Source organism: Alistipes sp. Marseille-P5061, assembly GCF_900290115.1.
Classification (GTDB): Bacteria; Bacteroidota; Bacteroidia; order Bacteroidales; family Rikenellaceae; genus Alistipes; species Alistipes excrementigallinarum.
In genome coordinates this window covers 386824-407188 of record NZ_LT985748.1, presented here as the reverse complement: position 1 = coordinate 407188, position 20365 = coordinate 386824, and the positions used below count along the sequence as shown (strand labels likewise).

At 61.2% G+C, this 20365-nt stretch carries 15 protein-coding genes and 1 tRNA gene; 4 read left to right on the top strand and 12 right to left on the bottom strand.

The window, feature by feature from the left end; translation table 11 throughout:
• Positions 1-57: 57 nt before the first annotated feature.
• The 7 genes from C8267_RS01610 to C8267_RS01580 all read right to left on the bottom strand — a co-directional run bounded on the left by C8267_RS01610 (position 58) and on the right by C8267_RS01580 (position 10245).
• On the bottom strand, positions 58-1257 hold the full coding sequence (locus tag C8267_RS01610; RefSeq protein ID WP_106633414.1) for a homoserine dehydrogenase: 1200 nt from the start codon (positions 1255-1257) through the stop codon (positions 58-60).
• Between the two features lie 12 nt (positions 1258-1269).
• Positions 1270-2283, bottom strand: coding sequence for a homoserine O-acetyltransferase family protein (locus tag C8267_RS01605; RefSeq protein WP_106633413.1), 1014 nt, complete (start codon positions 2281-2283; stop codon positions 1270-1272).
• A complete protein-coding gene (locus C8267_RS01600) occupies positions 2283-3566 on the bottom strand; it encodes an O-acetylhomoserine aminocarboxypropyltransferase/cysteine synthase family protein (RefSeq protein WP_106633412.1) in 1284 nt (427 codons plus the stop codon). Before C8267_RS01600 ends, C8267_RS01605 begins: the two co-directional genes overlap by 1 nt.
• Positions 3567-3889: 323 nt before the next feature.
• On the bottom strand, positions 3890-4465 hold the full coding sequence (locus C8267_RS01595) for a TetR/AcrR family transcriptional regulator (protein WP_087361788.1): 576 nt from the start codon (positions 4463-4465) through the stop codon (positions 3890-3892).
• Positions 4466-4467: 2 nt separating this feature from the next.
• The gene (locus tag C8267_RS01590) at positions 4468-5838 is read right to left on the bottom strand and encodes an efflux transporter outer membrane subunit (RefSeq protein WP_087361789.1); all 1371 of its coding nucleotides are present in this window, start codon (positions 5836-5838) and stop codon (positions 4468-4470) included.
• Positions 5839-5841: 3 nt separating this feature from the next.
• Positions 5842-9027, bottom strand: coding sequence for an efflux RND transporter permease subunit (locus C8267_RS01585; protein WP_106633411.1), 3186 nt, complete (start codon positions 9025-9027; stop codon positions 5842-5844).
• Positions 9028-9030: 3 nt separating this feature from the next.
• Entirely contained in the window at positions 9031-10245 is a 1215-nt protein-coding gene (locus tag C8267_RS01580) for an efflux RND transporter periplasmic adaptor subunit (RefSeq protein WP_106633410.1), read from the bottom strand.
• A gap of 165 nt (positions 10246-10410) precedes the next feature.
• Between C8267_RS01580 and C8267_RS01575 the strand changes: the two genes are divergently transcribed.
• From C8267_RS01575 to C8267_RS01565, 3 genes are all read left to right on the top strand, one after another.
• Positions 10411-11253, top strand: a complete 843-nt coding sequence (locus C8267_RS01575; RefSeq protein WP_106633409.1) for a helix-turn-helix domain-containing protein — start codon at positions 10411-10413, stop codon at positions 11251-11253.
• Positions 11254-11318: 65 nt separating this feature from the next.
• Positions 11319-12326 carry a 2-hydroxyacid dehydrogenase gene (locus C8267_RS01570; protein WP_106633408.1) on the top strand — a complete coding sequence of 336 codons (1008 nt, stop codon included), beginning with the start codon at positions 11319-11321 and terminating at the stop codon, positions 12324-12326.
• A 139-nt stretch (positions 12327-12465) separates the two neighbouring features.
• Entirely contained in the window at positions 12466-12999 is a 534-nt protein-coding gene (locus C8267_RS01565; RefSeq protein WP_158699656.1) for a flavodoxin family protein, read from the top strand.
• Between the two features lie 164 nt (positions 13000-13163).
• On the opposite strand, the gene C8267_RS01560 is transcribed toward C8267_RS01565, so the two are convergent.
• The 5 genes from C8267_RS01560 to lepA all read right to left on the bottom strand — a co-directional run bounded on the left by C8267_RS01560 (position 13164) and on the right by lepA (position 18711).
• The gene (locus C8267_RS01560) at positions 13164-13898 is read right to left on the bottom strand and encodes a hypothetical protein (RefSeq protein ID WP_106633406.1); all 735 of its coding nucleotides are present in this window, start codon (positions 13896-13898) and stop codon (positions 13164-13166) included.
• A gap of 6 nt (positions 13899-13904) precedes the next feature.
• Positions 13905-14561: a hypothetical protein gene (locus tag C8267_RS01555; RefSeq protein ID WP_106633405.1), complete on the bottom strand. Its 657-nt coding sequence runs from the start codon at positions 14559-14561 to the stop codon at positions 13905-13907.
• Positions 14562-14870: 309 nt separating this feature from the next.
• Positions 14871-14946 (bottom strand) — tRNA-Gly (locus C8267_RS01550).
• A gap of 62 nt (positions 14947-15008) precedes the next feature.
• On the bottom strand, positions 15009-16916 hold the full coding sequence (locus C8267_RS01545) for an AMP-dependent synthetase/ligase (protein WP_106633404.1): 1908 nt from the start codon (positions 16914-16916) through the stop codon (positions 15009-15011).
• A 4-nt stretch (positions 16917-16920) separates the two neighbouring features.
• A complete protein-coding gene (gene lepA, locus C8267_RS01540) occupies positions 16921-18711 on the bottom strand; it encodes a translation elongation factor 4 (protein WP_106633403.1) in 1791 nt (596 codons plus the stop codon).
• Positions 18712-19024: 313 nt separating this feature from the next.
• Between lepA and lysA the strand changes: the two genes are divergently transcribed.
• The gene (gene lysA, locus C8267_RS01535; protein WP_106633402.1) at positions 19025-20182 is read left to right on the top strand and encodes a diaminopimelate decarboxylase; all 1158 of its coding nucleotides are present in this window, start codon (positions 19025-19027) and stop codon (positions 20180-20182) included.
• Positions 20183-20365 lie beyond the last annotated feature (183 nt).

Sequence of the window (20365 nt, the reverse complement as noted above, 5' to 3'; positions counted from 1 at the left end):
CCCCCCTCGTCCGTTTCAGAGCCGTGAGGTGTCCGCCCCACGCTGGCCCCGCAGGGGTCAGTTGTTCTGGAAGAAGAGCGGAATGTTGGCCATGAAGACATCGTGGCCGTTGAGCTGCTCGCGCTTGCGGAGCAGCTCGGCGAGCGTGACGTCGCCGATGACGTAGCTGCTCTCGGCGCAATAGTACTCCTCGTGAATCTTCTCGAAGTCGAGGATATGCGGGATGTTGGTCTCCGAATAGCGGACGTAGATGCGCAGCGGGATGTCGGTCGTGTATTCGGGCAGCTGGAGGTAGTTCTGCTTCTTGTACTCGTAGCGGTAGTCGTGCTGCCGGGCCATGATGTCGCTCAGAATAGACGAGGCGGTCGGAAGGCTTCCCGCTCCCTTGCCGAACATGAACTGGCGGTCGTAGCACTCGCCGCGGATGACCACGCCGTTGTACTCGTCGTCGACGCTGTAGATGTACTTGTCGGGGGTGACGAACTCCGGCATGACGAACATCGTGAAGTGTTCGTCGCTCACCTTGACCACCTGGGCCACCAGCTTGATTTTGACCCCCTTCTCGCGGGCGTAGCGGATGTCCGACTCGTGAATGGTCGAGATGCCGTAGGTGAAAATCCGCTCCGGGGCGACGTAGACTCCCAGTGCGTGGACCGTGATGATGACCAGCTTGAAGAGCGAGTCGTAGCCCTCGATGTCGAACGAGGGGTCGCTCTCGGCGAAGCCGAGCTCCTGGGCCTGCGCCAGCGCGTGGGCGTAGGTGTCGCTGTGGTCGAAGACGCGCGAGAGGATGTAGTTCGACGAGCCGTTGAGAATGCCCTTCACCTCGAGCAGCAGGTCGTTGTCGTAGTACTCCTCGAGGTTGCGGATGACGGGAATCGAGCCGCACGACGAGGCGTCGTAGAGCAGCGCGACGTGGTGCGTCTTCTGGATTTCGATGAGCTCGGGCAGGTGGTGCGCCAGCATCGTCTTGTTGCCCGAGACGACGGGAATCCTCTTCAGCAGCGCCGACTTGACGATGTCGTAGGCAGCCGCCGGGTCGTCAATCACCTCGACGATGAGGTTGATGTCGGGGTTGGAGAGAATCTCGTCGGGCGAGTCGGTGAACCAGGAGCGCTCGATTGAGCGCGGCTTGTCGAGCGAGCGGACGCAGATTTTGACAATCTCGGCATTGGCGTTCTTCGCCTTGCGGACCACCTCGTAGATGCCCTGTCCGACCACGCCGAAGCCGAAGAGTCCGATGTTGATTTTTTTCATATCGTTCTGTTTTTAATTGTTTACAAATGGATAGAGCAGCGCGTTGAGCTGTTCGTGCTCGACCAGAAAGCCGTCGTGGCCGAACTCCGAGACGATTTCGCCGTAGCGGCTGCCGGGTATCCGGTCGGCCAACCAGTGCATCTCGGCGGGCGTGAATACGAGGTCGGTCGTGATGCCGACCACCAGCGTCCGGGCCTTGATGCGCGCAAGGGCGGCCTCTACCCCGCCCCGTCCGCGCCCCACGTCGTGCGTGTCGAAGGCATTGAGGATGGCGTGGTAGGAGTAGGCGTTGTAGCGGCGGCAGAGCTTTTCGCCCTGATAGCGCTGGTAGGTCGAGGCGCGGTGCGGCAGGGTCGTCCCGTCGGGGTCCTGCTGCGTGCGGTTGTAGCCGCTGCCGCCCCGGTAGGTGAGCAGCCCGATGGCGCGGGCGGCCGCCATGCCCGCCCGTCCGGCATCGTCGCGCGGCTGGCCGAACGTCGGGTCGGCCTCGATGGCCATGCGCTGCGTCTCGTCGATGGCGATGCACCACGGCGAGGCCTTGGCCGCTGTGGCTATCAGCGCGAGCCGCTCGATACGCGACGGCTCTTCGACGGCCCACTCCACGGCCTGGAAGCCTCCGACCGAACTGCCGATGAGCGCTGCGATGCCTCCGATGCCCAGCGCATCGGCCAGCAGCCGGTGGGCGCGGACCATGTCGCGGATGGTGAAGTTGGGAAACGTGCCGTAGTAGGGCCGGCCGGTTGCGGGATTTGTGTGGAGCGGCCCCGTCGTGCCGTAGTGCGACCCGAGGATGTTGGCGCAGACAATGAAGTGGCGCGACGGGTCGAGAAAGCGCCCCTGCTCGACCGTGTGGGGCCACCAGTCGGCTACCTCGGAGTTGGCCGTCAGGGCGTGGCAGACCCAGATGACATTGTCCCGCGAGGGAGAGAGCTGCCCGTAGGTGTGGTAGGCAATCGTCAGCCGGGGGAGCGTTGCACCCGACTCCAGCGTGAAGGGGGCGTCGTATTCGAAATGCAGGGCTTCCATCAGAGGTGCTTGAGGGCTTCGTTCAAATCTTCGCGGATATCCTCGACGTGTTCGATGCCGAGCGAGAGGCGCAGCAGGTTGGGATAGACGCCCGAGGAGACGAGCTCCTGCTCGTTGAGCTGCGCATGGGTGGTCGAGGCGGGATGAATCAGCAGCGTCTTCGTGTCGCCGACGTTGGCCAGATGGCTGATGAGATGGAGGTTGTCGACGATTTTCGCCGCCTGCGCCGCATTGCCCCGTACACGGAAGGTCAGTACGCCGCCGAAGCCGTTGCGCAGGTATTTGCAAGCAAGCGCGTGGTATTTGCTGCTCTTGAGTCCCGGGTAGCTCACCTGCTCGACCTTGGGATGGCGCTCCAGCCACGAGGCGATTTCGAGCGCGTTGTCCACGCAGCGCTGCACGCGCAGCGAGAGGGTCTCCAGCCCTTGCGTCAGCAGGAAGGCGTTGAAGGGGCTGATGCAGGAGCCGATGTCGCGCAGCCCCTCGCAGCGCGTCCGCACGGCGAAGGCCTTCGGTCCGCATTCGCGCCAGAAGTTGTAGCCGTGATACCCCTCCGAGGGCTCGCTCAGCGCCGGGTAGCGGCCGTTGCCCCAGTCGAAGTTGCCGCCGTCGATGACCACGCCGCCCAGACTCGTGCCGTGGCCCCCTATCCACTTGGTGGCCGAGTGCGTTACGACGTTGGCTCCCCACTCGATGGGCCGGCAGAGGTAGCCTCCGGCGCCGAAGGTGTTGTCGACCACCAGCGCGATGCCGTGGCGGTGGGCCAGCTCGGCAATCGGCTCGAAATCCGGAATGTTGAATTCGGGGTTGCCGATGGTCTCCAGATAGATGGCCTTCGTACGCTGGTCGATGAGCGAGGCGATGCTCTGCAGCGAGTCGCCCGAGGCGAAGCGCACCTCGACGCCCATGCGTGAGAGCGTATGTTTGAACTGGCTGAAGGTGCCGCCGTAGAGGAACGACGTGCTGACGATGCTGTCGCCCACCTCCGCCAGATTGGCCAGGGCGAGGTACTGCGCCGCCATGCCCGACGCGGCCGCCACGGCATCGGTTCCCCCCTCGAGTGCGGCCATGCGCCGCTCGAAGACCTCGGTGGTGGGGTTGCTCAGGCGGGTGTAGATGTGGCCCTCCTCCTTCAGCGCAAAGCGGGCTGCTCCCTGCGCTGCGCTGTCGAAGACGTAGGAGGAGGTCTGGTAGATGGGCAGGGCGCAGGCTCCCGTCGTCGGGTCAGGCCGTTGGCCGGCGTGCACCTGCAGGGTTTCGAATCGGTAGTTTTGCTTGGACATGGCGTGTCGTTTTTGTGTTTGCAAAAAAATATCCGGCCTTTTCGGGGCCGGATGTTATCGTTCATATGGATATGCGAACAACCTACCCCCGGCACCGTCGGCGGAACATGCACATCGAGTGCATCATCATCGAGCGCATTCGGAGTGCGCTGCCGGTCGTAAGGTTCGTACGCATGGTTTTTCTCTTGTTTGTTGACAAAGATACTCTTTTTTTGGTATGATTGTCCACTTCGGAGCATTTTTTTGTCGCGAAGCCCCGAAAAACAGCGTTCCCGGACGGAATCAAATCCGTCCGGGAACGCTGTGTCCGGTATGTCGGAGCATCAACTCCGGTCGATGAGGTCGATGCCCTCCTGCGTGGCGACGCCCCGAAGCAGGGCCCGGCAGATGAGCTGCAGCTCCTCGCGCGATGCCTGGTTGATGCGCATCTCGTAGAGCGAGCTTACAAGCCTTCCGGCAAAGGCCTCGGCATTGAGGTCCGTGAGGATAAATCCGTCCTGCTGGCAGCTTTCGAGCATGGAGGTCAGCTCCTTGTCCCAAACCACGCGGTGTTCGGCATACTGCTCGGCATAAGCGAGCTTCTGCTTCACGTCGTTCAGGAAACAGCTGTCCACCAGGTAGAGGCTGTCGATGTATTCGTTCGTCAGGCGGAAGGTCTTCTGGAGCGACGTGGCGCGCAGCCGTCGGTAACCCGAGATGCGGCGCCGAATCGAGCGGCCCATCTCGTCCAGACAGGCGTTGACCAGTTCGTTCTTGTCGGCGAACATGGTGTAGAGCGTCCGTTTCGAGATGCCGAGCGTCTGCGCAATCTCATCCACCCGCACGGCACGGATGCCGTTGCGGGAGATGAGTTCCTGCGTCGTGCGGATGATTTCCTCTCTGGTAGCTCCCCGCTTCATGACTACTCCTCCTCGGTGAGGTCGCGGCCGCCACCAAGTGCCTGGTAGAGGTTGACAACACCCTGAATCTCATCGAAGCGGTCGGCAATCTGCGAGAGCTGGGCCGACAGCAGCGACTGCTGTGCGGTCAGCACCTCGAGATAGGTCGTCGAGCCGTGCTGCATGAGCAGTTCGGTGCTCTCCACGGCGCGGGCCATGGCCTCAATCTGGTTGATGCGCAGGTCGGTCTTTGCCCGTGCGTTCTGATACTGCGTCAGGGCGTTGTTCACCTCGGCACCGGCGTTGAGCAGCGTCTGCTGGAACGAGAGCTTGGCCTCCTCCTGCTGTGCCTTCATGATTTTCACCTGGGCGCGGTTGGCTCCGGCGTTGAAAATCGGCTGGAGCAGCGAGCCGGCTGCCGTGAGCAGCAGCTTGCCCGGGTTGACAATCATGGCACCGGCGCTGTTGGTCCAGCCGGCCGTACCGCTCAGCGTAATCGACGGGTAGAGGGCCGAACGGGCCTGGCTCGTTGCGTAGTAGGCCTGCATGAGGGCATACTCGGCGCTGCGTACGTCGGGACGGTTCGAGAGCATCTGAACCGGAACGCCGACGACAATCTGCTCGGGAAGCTGCTGTGCGTCGAGGCTGCCGCGCTCAATCTGCTGCGGGGCGATGCCCAGGATGGAGCAGAGGCTGTTCTCCGTCTGACGAATCGAGGTCTCGATGTCGCGCAGCGATGCCACCACGGCGAAGTAGTTGCCCTCGTACTGGGCAACGCCCGCCTCGTTGGTCATGCCGGCAGCCTTCAGCGCGCGCATCGTCTCGACGCTCTGCTCCCACTTCATGGCCGTCTCACGCGTCACCTCCTGCTGGCTGTCGAGCATGAGCAGCGTGTAGTAGAGGTTGGCGATGTTGGCGATGAGCTGCGTCTTGACCGCCTGCTCGTACTGCTGGCTCTGGGCGTAGAGCGCCTTGGCCTTGCGCTTGGCGTTGGTCAGACCGTTGAAGATGTCGATTTGCCAGCTTGCCGTGACGGGGATGCTGTAGGTCTTCGTCGTATTCTGGTTGTCGAAGCTGCTGATGCTCCCCTGCGGTGCGAAGTTGAACGACGGCAGGTAGGCCAGGCGTGCCGACTTGAGCGTCGCCTCGGCCTCCTTCACGCGCCACTGTGCCGACTGCAGGTCGGTGTTGTTGGCAAGACCCTCCTCGATGAGGCTCTGCAGGGCCGGGTCGGTGAAGACCTCCTGCCAGCGGAGATTGCCCAGAGTCATCGTATCGGCGCTCTCCGCGTCGCCGTAGAGTCCGTCGGTCTGGATTTCGGGACGGGTATAGGGCTTGTAGATGCCGCAGCCGGTCATGGCGACTGCCAGGCAGATGATAACTATCTTTTTCATGTGTTACTCCTCCTTCTCATTTTTGACCTCTTCCACTTCGGCGCGAACGGACCACTGCGGATCGGGATCGAGCTCGAGGGGTTTAACCTTCTCCTGAAGGGTTTCGAAGACGATGAACAGCGTCGGTACGAGGATCAGCAGCGCCAGCGTACCCACAATCATACCGCCTACGACACCCGTACCGAGGGTCGCGTTACCGTTGGCACCGGCACCGGTCGAGAATACCAGCGGGAGCATACCCAGCACGCAGGTGAGCACCGTCATCAGAACCGGGCGCAGACGGGCCTTGGCGGCCGATACGGCGGCCTGCGTGAGGCTCATGCCGGCGCGGCGGCGGTCGGCGGCGTACTCCGTAATCAGGATGGCCGTCTTCGACAGCAGACCAATCAGCATGATGATACCCGTCTGCAGGTAGATGTTGTTCTCGAGACCCATGATTTTGGCGAGAAGGAACGAACCCATCAGACCGCACGGTACGGCCAGGATGACGGCGAACGGAATCAGGTAGCTCTCGTAGAGGGCGCTCAGGATGAGGTAGATGAACAGAAGGCAGATACCGAAGATGATGAGCGTGTTGCTCGTCGTCTGGGCCTCCTCGCGGGTGATACCGTCGAACTCGTAGCCGTAGCCCTTCGGGAGCACCTGGTCGGCAACCTCGCGGATGGCGTTGATGGCGTCACCCGACGAATAGCCCGAGGCGGCGGTGCCCTGTACCGAGATGGCGTTGTAGAGGTTGAATCGGTTCAGCACGTCGGAGCTGTAGACCTTCGTCAGTTCGACGAACTCTCCCACGGGCGCCATCTCACCGCTGTCGGTGCGGACGTAGATGTTGTTGAGCGACTCCACGTCGAGTCGGTCCTCGGGACGGGCCTGCAGCGTTACGTAGTACATCTTCGAGAAGCGGTTGATGTACGATGCGTACTGGCCGCCGTAGTATCCCGCGATGGTCGACAGAATCGTCGAGGGCGAGACGCCGGCACGTTTGGCCTTCGCCGCGTCGATGCTTACCATGTACTGCGGGAAGTTGATGTTGAACGACGAGTAGGCTCGCTCGATTTCCGGACGCTGGTTGAGCGTGCCGATGAACTGCTGGAAGATGCCGTAGAAGTCGGTGAGCTCACCGCCGGCGCGGTCCTGCAGATACATCGAGAAACCGGACGTCGAACCGTAACCCGAAATCATAGGGGGTGCCACGGCGAAAATCTGGGCATTCTTGATGTCGGCCGTGCGGGCGTAAATCTGACCGATGACGGCGTGTACCTCGTCCTCGGGATTCGGACGCTCGTCCCAGTTCTTCAGCTTGACGATACCCATGGCGTAGGAGGAACCTGCGGCCGAGGCAATCATGTTGAAGCCGGCGGTCTCCATGGCGTTCTCCACCTGCGGAATGTCCGCGATGCGGTTGGCAACCTGCTCGAGCACCTTGTAGGTCTCCTCGAGCGACGTACCGGGCGAGGTGGTCACGTTGACCATGATGGTACCCTGGTCCTCGTCGGGCACAAGACCCGTCTTGGTCGAGTTCATCAGCAGTACGAGCGCCGCAATGGCGATGGCGAAGGTCGACCACATCAGCCACTTGTGCTTGATGAAGACCATCACGCCGCGCTTGTACTTGTTAATCAGTGCATTGAAAATCGTATTGAAGGCCTTGCGGAAGCGTGCGGCGAAGTTGTCGCGCATCTCGCCGTTCTCATCCAGGTAGGGCTTCAGCAGCAGGGCGCAGAGGGCCGGCGACAGCGTCAGTGCGTTGATGGCCGAGATACCGACGGCCACGGCCATCGTAATACCGAACTGCGTGTAGAAGACACCGGACGTACCGCCCATCATGGCCACGGGGATGAACACCGCCATGAAGACCAGCGTCGAGGTGATGATGGCAGACGTAATACCCGACATGGCGTCGATGGTGGCCATGTACGAGGATTTGTAACCGGCATCGAAGCGCGCCTGCACCGCTTCGACCACAATGATGGCATCGTCGACGACCGTACCGATTGCCAGCACCAGCGCGAAGAGCGTCAGCAGGTTGATGGAGAATCCGGCAACGGAGAGGAAGGCGAAGGTACCGATGAGCGACACGAAAATCGAGACCGTAGGAATCAGCGTCGAGCGTATATCCTGCAGGAAGACGTATACCACCAGCACCACGAGGATGATGGCCTCGATGAGGGTCTTGATCACCTCGTTGATGGAGGCGAAGAGGAAGTCGTTCACACTGTGCAGGTGGGCGATGGCTATGCCCTTCGGCATGTCGGCCTCCACCTCGTCGAGCAGCTCGTTGATTTGGTTGACGACCTCCGTAGCGTTCGAACCGGCCGTCTGGAAGACCATGGTGCTGACGCCCGGGTGGCCGTTCGTCTTGCCGACGTAGGCGTAGGACTCACGACCCAGCTCGATGTCGGCGACATCCTTCAGACGGAGAATCGTACCGTCGTCCTGAGCCAGGATGACGATGTTCTCGAACTCCTCGGGCTGCGTCAGACGACCCGTATACTTCATCGTATACTGGAAGGCGTTCTTCGAGTTCTCACCCAGCGAACCGGTCGAGGCCTCGAGGTTCTGCTCGGCCAGCACGGCCGTAATGTCCGAAGGCATGAGGCGGTACTGCGCCATGACGTCGGGCTTGAGCCAGATACGCATCGAGTAGTCGGCGCCCAGCGTGAAGGCCTCACCTACGCCCGGGATGCGGACGATACGGGGCTCGATGTTGATTTTCGAGTAGTTGGCCAGGAAGCCTTCGTCGTAGGTGTCGTCGGGGCTGTAGAGCGAGAAGATTTTCACCATCGAGGTCTGGCGCTTCATGGTGGTCACACCAATCTGCGTTACCTCGGAAGGCAGCTGTCCGGTGGCCGTCGAAACCTTGTTCTGCACGTTCACGGCCGCCATGTCGGGGTCGGTGCCCTGCTTGAAGTAGATGGAAATCGAGGCGGAACCTGCGGCGGCGGCCGAGGTGATGTAGGTCATGTCCTCCACGCCGTTGATGGCCTCCTCAAGCGGGATGACAACCGATTTCTGAATCGTTTCGGCGCTGGCGCCCGGGTACGAGGCATGCACCATCACCGTCGGAGGTGCAATGTCGGGATACTGCTCGACCGGAAGCGTGGCCAGGCCGATGATACCGGCAATGACAATGACGATGGAGATGACCGACGCCAGTACGGGCCGTTCTATGAAATTTTTGAGTGTCATGGGTTATTCCTCCTTTGCATTTTGGGTTTGGGCGGCAGCCTCTTCCGTCTGGGCGGCCGTCTGGTTCATCTCGGCAGCCTGTCCGTCCTCCGTCGTCTGTGCGGCGGCAGCGGCAGCCTGGCCCTTCGGCACGACGGGCGTACCCTCGCGCATCAGACCTACGCCCTCGGTGATGATGACCTCACCCGGCGTCAGACCGGCGGTGACGATGTACTCCCGACCGTTCGAAATCTTCTCGACCTCAATCATCGACGAGGTGGCCTTGCCGTCCACGAGCTTGTAGACGTAGACCTTGTCCTGAATCTCGAAGGTGGCCGTCTGGGGAACGACGATGCAGTCCTTGTAGAGGTTCGGCATGATGATGTTGCCGGTGCTTCCGCTCAGCAGCAGACCGTTCTCGTTGGGGAATACGGCACGCAGCTGGACGCTGCCCGTCGAGGTGTCAACCACGCCGCTGATGGACTCCACGCGGCCCGTCTGGTCGTAGACCGTACCGTCGTTGAGCTGCAGCTGCACGTCGGGCATGTTCTTGAGCGTCTCGGCAATCGAGCCGTAGCGGCGCGTCAAGTTGAGCTGCTGCTTGGCCGTCATCGAGAAGTAGACATACATCGTCGAGTTGTCCGATACGGTGGTCAGCGGCTGGGGAATCGAAGCGCTGACCAGCGCGCCGACTCGGTACGGCAGCGTGCCGACCACGCCGTTCGACGGAGCCTTGACAACCGTATAGGAGAGGTTGTTGGCGGCGTTGACCAGGGCGGCGTCGGCCTGGGCGAGCTGAGCCTTGGCCGTCAGCAGGCTGTTCTCGGCCGTCGAGAGGTCATACTGCGAAACGACGTTGCGCGAGAAGAGCTCCTTCTTGCTGTCGTAGGTCAGCTGTGCGGTGGCTACGGCAGCCTTGGCTGCTTCCACATTTGCTTCGGCCGTGCGCAGGGCGGCCTTGTAGGGCACCTGGTCGATGATGAAGAGCGTCTGACCCTTGGTCACGCGCTGACCCTCGGTGATGCAGACCTGCGAAATCGTACCCGAGACCTGCGGATAGATGGCGATGTCCTGCCGTCCCCGAATCGTTGCCGAGTAGTTGGTCGGAATCGTACGGTCGGTCGTGGTGATGGTTTGCACGGAATACTCCGCGGCTCTTTGCTGAGTCGGTGCCTGTCCGCACGAAACGACTGCCATACAGCAAGCGACGAGCGCTGCCTGTACAAATGTTTGCTTCATAGTTTCTTCTTATTTTATACTAAAAAACTTTTTCAGGTGCAAAAGTATCGTATTTTCTTCCGGTTTATCCTTATATATTGCGAATAGTGTTGGTACTTTTCGGAACAACAAGGCGCGTATATGCTTATTTATCCCTATTTTTGTTCGAAAAAAGCAACGAACCCCATGCCTGCAACAAATCCCATTGTCACTACCGATACCGAACAATTCGTAGTCGGAGACTCCGATTTGCGCTACTTTTACAACTACCCCGCGCGCTGCGAATGCGGAGCCATCATCCTCTGCCGCAGCGGAAATGCCGAGGCGACGGTTAATCTGCGCCGGGGGCGCATCGAGCCCAATACGATTCTGCTGATGCTGCCGGGCAGCATCCTGATGCTGACAGACGTGTCGGACGATTTCCAGGTCACCTACTGCGCCTATTCGCGAGACATCTTTGCCGAGGCGAGCTTCCGCATGGAGCCTGCCTTTTTCCGCTTCCTGAGCGAGAATCCGATTTGCTACCCGCACGGGAACGAGAACGGCATCCACATCTGGTTCGACATTGCCACCTATACTTATCAGGACCGCGAGAACATCTTCCGCAACACGATTATCAAGAACCGGGTTCAGAACATCCTACTCGAAATCTACGACAAGCTCCAGCGCTTTGCCGAGCGCGACCGCCCGGCTCCCGGAACGACCAACCGTCAGGCGGAACTTTTTCACCGCTTTCTGGCTCTGGTGCACGACCATTGCTCCGAGCAGCGCGACGTGGCCTTCTATGCCGACAAGCTCTGTATCTCGACGCGCTACCTGTCGACCATCGTGCAGAACGTCTCGCATTCATCGGCCAAGGAGCTGATAGACAAGTCGGTCATCCTTGAAATCAAGATGATGCTCCAGTCGACCGACCTCTCGGTGCAGGAGATTGCCTATCGTCTCCACTTCCCCGACCAGTCCTATCTGGGGCGCTATTTCAAGAAGCGTACGGGGGTCTCGCCGACGGGATACCGTCGAAAATCCTGAGCCGTTGCATACCATGCGCTCCCAAACGTGCGTTTGTTGTATCACAGGACTAAAAGGACAAAGGGATGAAAGTAGTATTTTTCGGAACGCAGCCCTACGACAGGGAGTCGTTCGATACCATTAATAACAACGGAGCCTATGGCTTCGATATTGTCTACCACCACAGCCATTTAACCCCCGATAATGCGGTTTTGGCACGCGGAGCCGAGGCCGTATGCATCTTCGTCAACGATACGGCCGATGCTGCGGCCATCCGGCGGCTGGCCGACGAGAGGGTGCGGCTCATTGCGCTGCGCTGCGCGGGCTTCAACAACGTCGACCTCAAGGCGGCGGCCGCGTGCGGCATCGGCGTGGTCCGCGTACCGGCCTATTCGCCCCATGCCGTGGCCGAACACGCCGTGGCGCTGCTGCTGGCGCTCGACCGCAAGGTGCACCGGGCCTACTGGCGGACGCGCGACGGCAACTTCTCGCTGCACGGACTGCTGGGCTTTGACCTTTACGGCAAGACGGCGGGTGTCGTCGGCACGGGCCGCATCGCCCGGGCGCTGATTGGCATTCTGAAGGGGTTCGGCATGGAGGTGCTGGCCTACGACATCTGTCCCGACGAGGAGTATGCCCGGACGGCGGGCATCACCTACGTCACGCTCGACGAGCTGTACCGCCGCTCGGATGTCATCTCGCTCCACTGCCCGCTGACCGAGCAGACGCGCTACATGATTAACGCCGACTCGATTGCCCGCATGAAGCCGGGGGTTGTGCTGCTCAACACGGGCCGCGGACAGCTCATCCATACCGAGGCGCTCATCGAGGGGCTGAAGCAGCGGCGCATCGGTGCGGCCGGTCTCGATGTCTACGAGGAGGAGGCCGCCTACTTCTACGAGGATACCTCGGACCGCATCATGAGCGACGACGTGCTGGCGCGTCTGCTGTCGTTCAACAACGTGCTGGTGACCTCGCATCAGGGCTTCTTCACACGCGAGGCGCTTGACAACATCGCCCGCACGACGCTCGACAACATCCGCACCTTCGCTTCGGGGGCTCCGCTGGTTAATGAGGTGCGCTTCGAAGCCTGAGTGCCGGGTCGGGATTCGCTTCAAGGTGGCTGCTCCTGTTTTCGTCGGGACGGGCCCGGCGGCTGCGGGACGACTGCTTTTGGATGCGTTTGAGGTCCGCAGCTCTTGCAACAGAGAAAACCGAATCAATCGAAACGGTATGAAAAAGATACTGGTGATATCGTCGAATCCGCGTCGGGACGACAACTCCGACACGCTCTGCGCCCGGTTCCGGGCCGGGGCGGCCGAGGCGGGCCACGAGGTGGCCGAGGTGCTTCTCGGCGACCTTCGAATCGACCCCTGCCTGGGGTGCGGCAACTGCAGCTTCGAAGGCGGTGTCTGCCCGCTGCAGGACGATATGGCCCATCTGGCCTCGCGGATGGTCGACTCGGAGGTCATCGTGCTCGATACGACGCCGCGGGCCTGCGCAATGGGCGGCCCGATGAAGAACTTCATCGACCGCTGCTGTGGCTGCCGTCACGAAATCCGTGCGAAGGAGTTCTGCATCCTCCTTACGGCTGCGGGGCGGGATGTGTGGCAGGCGGAGCGCACCGTCAATCGGCTGCGTGGCTTTGTCGGCAGTTTCGACTCTTCGCCTCTGAAGGGGATAGTCTGCGACGCCGCCCGGCAGCCGGGAGCCTCCGGGTCGGAACAGCTTCTGCTGGAGGCCTGCGAGCTGGGTCGGAGTTGCTGATTGGCAGTCTCTGCCGGACATAACAAAGCAAGCCGCCGCAACGGAATTTTGGAACCGTTGCGGCGGCTTCTTTTTTGGAGGGGCGCTACCCTGCTGCTCCTGCCCTTAGGCGGCTTTGGCCGTAGAACCGGCAACCCTGCCGGCAGAGCTGCCCGCCCTGTCGGTTACTCTTCGCTGTCTTTCTTGTCGGGAATGGGATATGGCAACTCGGCCGCTTTGTCGCCCATCTGCTCGAGATAGGCATCGTATATGTCGAGAATCCAGGCGTCGTTCTCCTCGGCCTCCTTCTTGTGGACCTTGCCTTCGGAGCCCTTGAACCACATCTTGCAGAACTCCTTCAGACCGGGATAGCGGTCCTTCATCAGCACCGAGTTGACCAGCATGTAGGGATAGACAATCCCTTCGGGGTCGTTGTGGAAGCGGACGCCGTAGTTGGTCTGGAGCGAGCGGCCCATGCCGTTGAATCCCGATGCGACCCAGATTTTCCACCAGTAGGTTGTGGCGTTCTTACCCACCTTGTCGACGCAGAAGAGCCTCTGCATCGTGTGGTAGCGGCTTGCAAAGTTGGGCCGGGCGAGCGGATGCGACTCCCAGCGCAGACCGTCGGGATGGTCCGCCGTGGTCTCCACGTAGTCGATGCTCACCACATCGTCGGCCGTATATTGAATCGGCTCCTTGTCATCGGGTGTCCGGGTCACCTTGAACGAGTAGTTCTCCTTCTTGAAGACCGAATTTTCGGCATGCCAGCCCCTGTGGACATAGCAGTCGACCTTTTCGCCCGACTTGAGGGTGACAATCACGTGGTCCGACTCCGCATCCGCGGGTTTCCGGGCTTCGGCATGCGTCGCGATGCCGACGGTGGCCGCCAGGGCCAGCGCACAAAGGAAAAACGATTTCATACGGCACTATTCTTTTACAGGTTTTTCTTCGTCTGCGGGACGGTAGTTTTCGAGCATCAGAATCGTCCGGCTGCGGTCGCGGCTCTCCGACCGGAGAATCTCGGCGGACAGTGCGGGGTCATCGGCCACGTAGGCGGCCACCGACTCGCGGAAGCGCCCCTTGCCCTGACGGCTGGCCGACCCCGCGTCGTAGAACTCCTCCTCGCCTGCCTTGCGCAGGTAGTAGGCCGTGCGCGAACGGCTCAGCGAGCGGTACTTGACCAGCACCTCGATGCCTCCGTTCGAGTCGATGCCGTAGCCCTTCTGCGCAAAGACTCCGACGCAGATGTACGGCGTCTCGAAGTAGACCCACAGCCAGCCGACCCCGGGTGCAGGAATGAACTTCTGCCGGTGTTCGGGCGCCGTGGCGTGCCAGCAGACCATCGAGTCAATCTCCTCGTAGCGGTAGACCTCCTTGCTCTTGTCCTTGTAGAAGGCACGACGCAGCAGTTTGACGTCCTGTGCGTGTTTGGGGAGCTTGATGCGGTCTTTTTCACCGCATTCGATGATGCGTCCGTCCTTGAGATAGATGCGCCCCTGGACGGTCGAGGCGGCGTTTACTGAACTGATTGTAAGGACGCTAAGAAGCGTCAACAGCGTGATGCGAAAAATCCGGATGTTCATGGCTTGACGTGTGGTTGGATATCGGGTCGGTCGAGGCGTCGGGTGTGGCGGCAGCTCTCTGCAGCTGCGGATGCACCATCCGTCTGGGTGCGGCGTTTCGGCCGATACGTAAAGATAGAAAAAAATGAGTATTTCGGCAAGCCCGACCCCGCATAATTTTACTGCCGGGCGGTTTTTGCCGGCCTGCCGCTGCTTTGTCGGGCTTGGCTTTGCGGCTTGGGGATGGTTCTTGCGTGGTGTCGGACCCCACACAACCACTGATGCAGAAAAAAGGAGGAGCATCCCCTTTTTCGGGAAAACTCCTCCTTCTGGAGCGGAAAGCGGGATTCGAACCCGTGACCCTCAGCTTGGGAAGCTGATGCTCTACCGACTGAGCTATTTCCGCATTCGGAGTACAAAGATACTCCGATTTTCCGATATTTCAAGCATTCCGCGCCGGAATTTTCATCATCCCAGCACTTTTTGCAGCGAGGCGAGGTTGCGCTCGTTCTGAAGTTTGCGCCCCTCGGCCGTATAGAGGTAGTCGATTCTGTCGCGGAAGTGCTCCTCGACCTTGCCGCGGACAACCTTCATCGTGCTGTTGACCAGTCCGTTGCGTTCAGTAAAGGGTTCGTCGACAATGGCCAGACCCGCCGGAAGCCACCGCTCGGGGAATTCGCCTGCGAAGATGCCGCCCGAGCGGTAGCGGTCGATTTCCCCGCCGAGAATCGCGGCCGCGGTGGCGGCCCGCTCGGCTGGAGCCGTGCCGCGCGCCTCCAGCTCGCGGAGCAGCGCGTCGCGGTTGGGCACGACGATGGCACCCGTGAAGGGGCTCTGGTTGTTGTAAATCAGAATCTGGTCGATGAAGGGCGACTTGTCGACGATGGCCTCCTCCATCCCCTCGGGACTGTACTTTTCGCCGTCGGAGGCGATGAGCAGGCTCTTGAAGCGTCCCAGCACGTAGAGGAACTCGTCCTTAGAGACGTAGCCCATGTCGCCCGTGTGGAGCCATCCGTCGCGCACGGTGGCGGCCGTCGCCTCGGGATTCTTCCAGTAGCCGGCCATGACATTCTCGCCGCGGATGATGATTTCGCCCTTCTCGCCGTGCGGAAGCTCGTGCCCCTGCTCGTCGACGATTCTCAGGTCGAGCGGGATGAGTATCTTGCCCGACGAGCCGAAGCGGTGCCAGTGGTATTTGGGCGAGTTGGTCGAGATGACGGGCGTCGCCTCCGAGAGGCCGTAACCCTGGAACATCGGGATGCCGATGGCGTAGAAGAAGCGCTGCAGCTCGGCGTCGAGCAGCGCACCGCCGCCGACGAAGAACTTCAGGCTGCCGCCGAAGGCCTCGCGGACCTTGCGGAAGAGGAGCAGGTCGAAGAGCTTGACCGCGGGCCAGAGCACGAAGCGCCACCCCTTGCCGCGGCTGTAGCCGTCCTGGTTGTAGCAGTAGGCCGTGCGGAGCGCCAGTTCGAAGAGCCGCTCGGCGGCGGGTCCCTTGGCGCGGATGGAGCTCTCGATGTTCTTGCGGAAGTTCTTGGCCAGCGCCGGTACCGAGAGCAGGAAGTGCGGCCGCACCTCGCGGATGTTGAGCGGGATGTTCTTGAGCGTCTCCATCGGCGTGGCGCCCACCTGTACGGTAGCTACCGAGGCGCCGCAGGCTATCATGATGTAGAATCCCACGACGTGGGCGAAGCAGTGGTCCAGCGGCAGGATGATGAGCGTGCGGTACCACGACGGGATGTCGATGCGCGAGAGCGACTGCTCGACGTTGGCCGTATAGTTGCGGTGCGTCAGCACGACCCCCTTGGGGTCCGAGGTGGTGCCCGACGTATAGGTGATGGTGGCGTAGTCGTCGTTCTGGATAGCCTGCCCGATGGCAAGGAAGCGGTCGCGCTGGTCGGCCAGGTAGGCGCGGCCGAGCCGCTTGAGGGTTCCCAGCGCCATCTCCCCCGCTTCGAGCGGAATGTGGCCGAAGACGATGATGTGCTGCAGCTCGGGCAGCTGGCCGACGATGCGGCGGATTTTCGGCAGCTGGTACTTCGAAACGAAGATGGTCTTCACCTCGGCGTGGCGCAGCCGGAACAGCAGGTCGTTCGACTCCTCGAGCTTGACCGAGAGCGGCACGCTGATGCAGCCGGCATAGAAGAGGCCGAGCTCCGAGATAATCCAGGCGTTGCACCCCTCCGAGAGGATGGCTACCTTCTCCTTGGGACGGATGCCGATGGCGGCCAGGCCGGCTCCCACCTCGAGTGCCTGCTCGCGGGTCTCGGCATAGGTCGTCGGTTCGAACTTGTGGTGGCGCTTCTCGAGCAGGAAGGTCTTCTCCCCGTACCGGGCGACCGATGATTCAAAGAGGTCGATGATGGTTTTCTTCATGGGGTTAATCCATTTTGAGGACGGCGAGAAAGGCCGACTGGGGAACCTCGACGTTGCCGATTTGACGCATGCGTTTCTTGCCTCGCTTCTGCTTCTCCAGAAGTTTGCGCTTGCGCGTGATGTCACCGCCGTAGCACTTGGCCGTCACATCCTTGCGCACCGCCTTGACCGTCTCGCGGGCGATAATCTTGGCGCCGATGGCCGCCTGGATGGCGATGTCGAACTGCTGCCGGGGGATGAGCTCCTTGAGCTTTTCGCACATCTTGCGGCCGAAGTCGTAGGCGTGGTCGGCGTAGATGAGCGATGAGAGGGCGTCGACCGGTTCACCGTTGAGCAGGATGTCCAGCTTGGCCAGCTTCGAGGGCTGGTAGCCCGTGCGGTGGTAGTCGAACGACGCGTAGCCTTTCGAGATGCTCTTGAGCTTGTCGTAGAAGTCAAAGACAATCTCCGAAAGCGGCATGTCGAAGTTGATTTCCACGCGGTCCTGCGTGATGAAGGTCTGGTTCTTCATCACGCCGCGCTTGTCGATGCAGAGCTTGATGACGTTGCCCAGGAAGTCCGCCTTGGTGATAATCTGGGCGAGGATGTAGGGCTCCTCGATTTTGGCAATCTTCGTGATTTCGGGCAGTCCCGAGGGGTTGTGCACCTCGAGCACCTCGCCTTGCGTGGTGGTGATGCGGTAGGAGACGTTCGGCACGGTGGTGATGACGTCCATGTCGAACTCGCGGTAGAGCCGCTCCTGGATAATCTCCATGTGGAGCAGTCCGAGGAAGCCGCACCGGAAGCCGAAGCCGAGCGCCAGCGAGCTCTCGGGCTCGAACGTCAGTGAAGCGTCGTTGAGCTGCAGCTTCTCGAGCGAGGCGCGCAGGTCCTCGTACTGGTCGGCCTCGACCGGGTAGACGCCGGCGAAGACCATCGGCTTGACATCCTCGAAGCCGGCGATGGCCTCGTGGGCGGGGTTCTCCACCGAGGTGATTGTGTCGCCGACCTTGACGTCGGACGAGGTCTTGATGCCCGAGCAGATATACCCCACGTCTCCGGCGCAGACCTTGTCGCGGGGCTGCATCTTGAGCTTCAGTACGCCCACCTCGTCGGCGTCGTACTCGCTGCCCGTGTTGAAGAACTTGACGTGCTCGCCCTTGCGGAGCGTGCCGTTGAAGATGCGGTAATAGGCGATGATGCCGCGGAAGGGGTTGAACACCGAGTCGAAGATGAGCGCCTGCAGCGGGGCATTCTCGTCGCCCTTGGGGGCGGGAATGCGCTGGACGATGGCTTCGAGCACCTCTTCGATGCCGGCACCCGTCTTGCCCGAGGCGAGCAGAATCTCCTCCTCCTTGCAGCCCAGCAGGTCGACGACCTGGTCCTTCACCTCGTCAATCATCGCCGACTCCATGTCGATTTTGTTGAGCACGGGGATAATCGTGAGGTCGTGCCCCACGGCCAGATAGAGGTTCGAGATGGTCTGTGCCTGGATGCCCTGCGTGGCGTCGACGACCAGCAGCGCCCCCTCGCACGAGGCTATGGCACGCGAGACCTCGTAGGAGAAGTCGACGTGCCCCGGCGTGTCGATGAGGTTGAGCGTATAGAGTTCTCCGTCGCTGGCGCAGTACTCCATCTGGATGGCGTGGCTCTTGATGGTGATGCCCTTTTCGCGCTCGAGCTCCATGTCGTCGAGCACCTGGGCCTGCATCTCGCGCTGGTTGAGCGTGTTGGTCTTTTCGAGCAGGCGGTCGGCAAGCGTACTCTTGCCGTGGTCGATGTGGGCTATGATGCAGAAGTTGCGGATGTTTTTCATGTCGTGGCGGAAAAATTCATGCAAATATACGAACTTTTTCGGAAACCGAAGGGACTCCGTGCCCGCAGCGGCGCGATTTTCGGCGGCTTGTTCGCCGTGCAGGGGCTTTTTGCGGGTCGGTGGTGTCGGAACCGGTGTCGGAACTGGTGTCGTGCGGCGGGCGGAATCGGTGCGGCCGGCTTCGCGGCGGAGGGTCGGGGCTGGGAGGCTGCGGAAAGGTTTGCGGGACGGAAGCGTGGATTTTGTCGTCTGAACGGAATTTTTTATCTTTGCCCTTCGGTTAAGGTTAAACAGGTTAATTAAATCACATAACATGCTGAGCAGACAGATTGCTCCCCGGCTGAGGGAGTTCGAGACCCCGTTCTATCTCTACGACATCGCGCTGCTGCGTCAGACGCTAGAAAGCGTCGTCTCGGAGTCGAAAAAATACGATTACAAGGTTCACTACGCCATCAAGGCCAACTACGACGACCACCTGCTTGCGGTCATCCGCGAGTACGGGCTCGGCATCGACTGCGCCTCGGGCAACGAGCTGCGCAAGGCCGTAGAGGCGGGCTTCGACCCCCGCGGCATCGTCTATGCCGGCGTGGGCAAACGCGATAAGGAGCTGCGCTACGCCATCGAGCAGGGCATCATGGCCATCAACTGCGAATCCATCGAGGAGCTGGAGCTGGTCGACCTGCTTGCGGCCGAGGCGGGGCGTGTGACCGACGTGGCGCTGCGCATCAACCCCGACATCGACCCCAAGACCAACCACTGCATCGACACGGGACAGGCCGACAGCAAGTTCGGCATCTCGTACGAGGAGGTGCTGGCCCATGCCGAGTGGATTAAGTCGCTGTCGCACATTAGCATCGTCGGCATCCACCTGCATATCGGCTCGCAGATTCGCGAGCTGCACGTCTTCGAGAACATGTGCCACAAGGTCAACGCCATCGTGGCCAACCTCGAGGCGCAGGGCTTCTCGTTCCGCTTTGTCGACGTGGGCGGCGGCCTGGGCATCAACTACGACGTGCCCGAGAACGAGCCGATTCCCAACTTCGCCTCCCTCTTCTCGATTGTCCACACCCATCTGCAGGTGGGCGGCCGCGAGGTGCACTTCGAGTTCGGCCGTTCGATTGTCGGCGAGTGCGGCGAGTTGATTACCTCGGTGCTCTTCAACAAGACCACGGCCACGGGCCGCAAGCTGGTGATTGTCGACGCCAGCATGACCGAACTGATTCGTCCGGCGCTCTATGGCTCCTACCACAACATTGAGAACGTCACCTCCGAGGCCGAGACACGCGAGAAGTATACGGTGGTGGGTACGGCCTGCGAATCGACCGACGTCTTCGACGAGAACGTGACGCTGCGCACGACCCGCCGCGGCGACCTGCTCTCCATCAAGTCGGCCGGCGCCTACGGCATGTCGATGGCCTCGCGCTACAACCTGCACGACCTGCCCGGCGCGGTCTATAGCGACGAACTGTAGCCGGGACTTGTAGCCGGTCGGCCGAATCGACCGGGCGCCTGCTACCCTGCCGGGCCGCCAGTTCTACCGTCGGTCCGCCCGCTGCCCCGCCGGCAGCCGGCTCTTTTGCGGGTGGTCGGCTCTCCTGCCGGTGGCCTGCTTCATGTCGGCCTCACCCCTATCGGCGGCCTGCTTTTTCTGTCG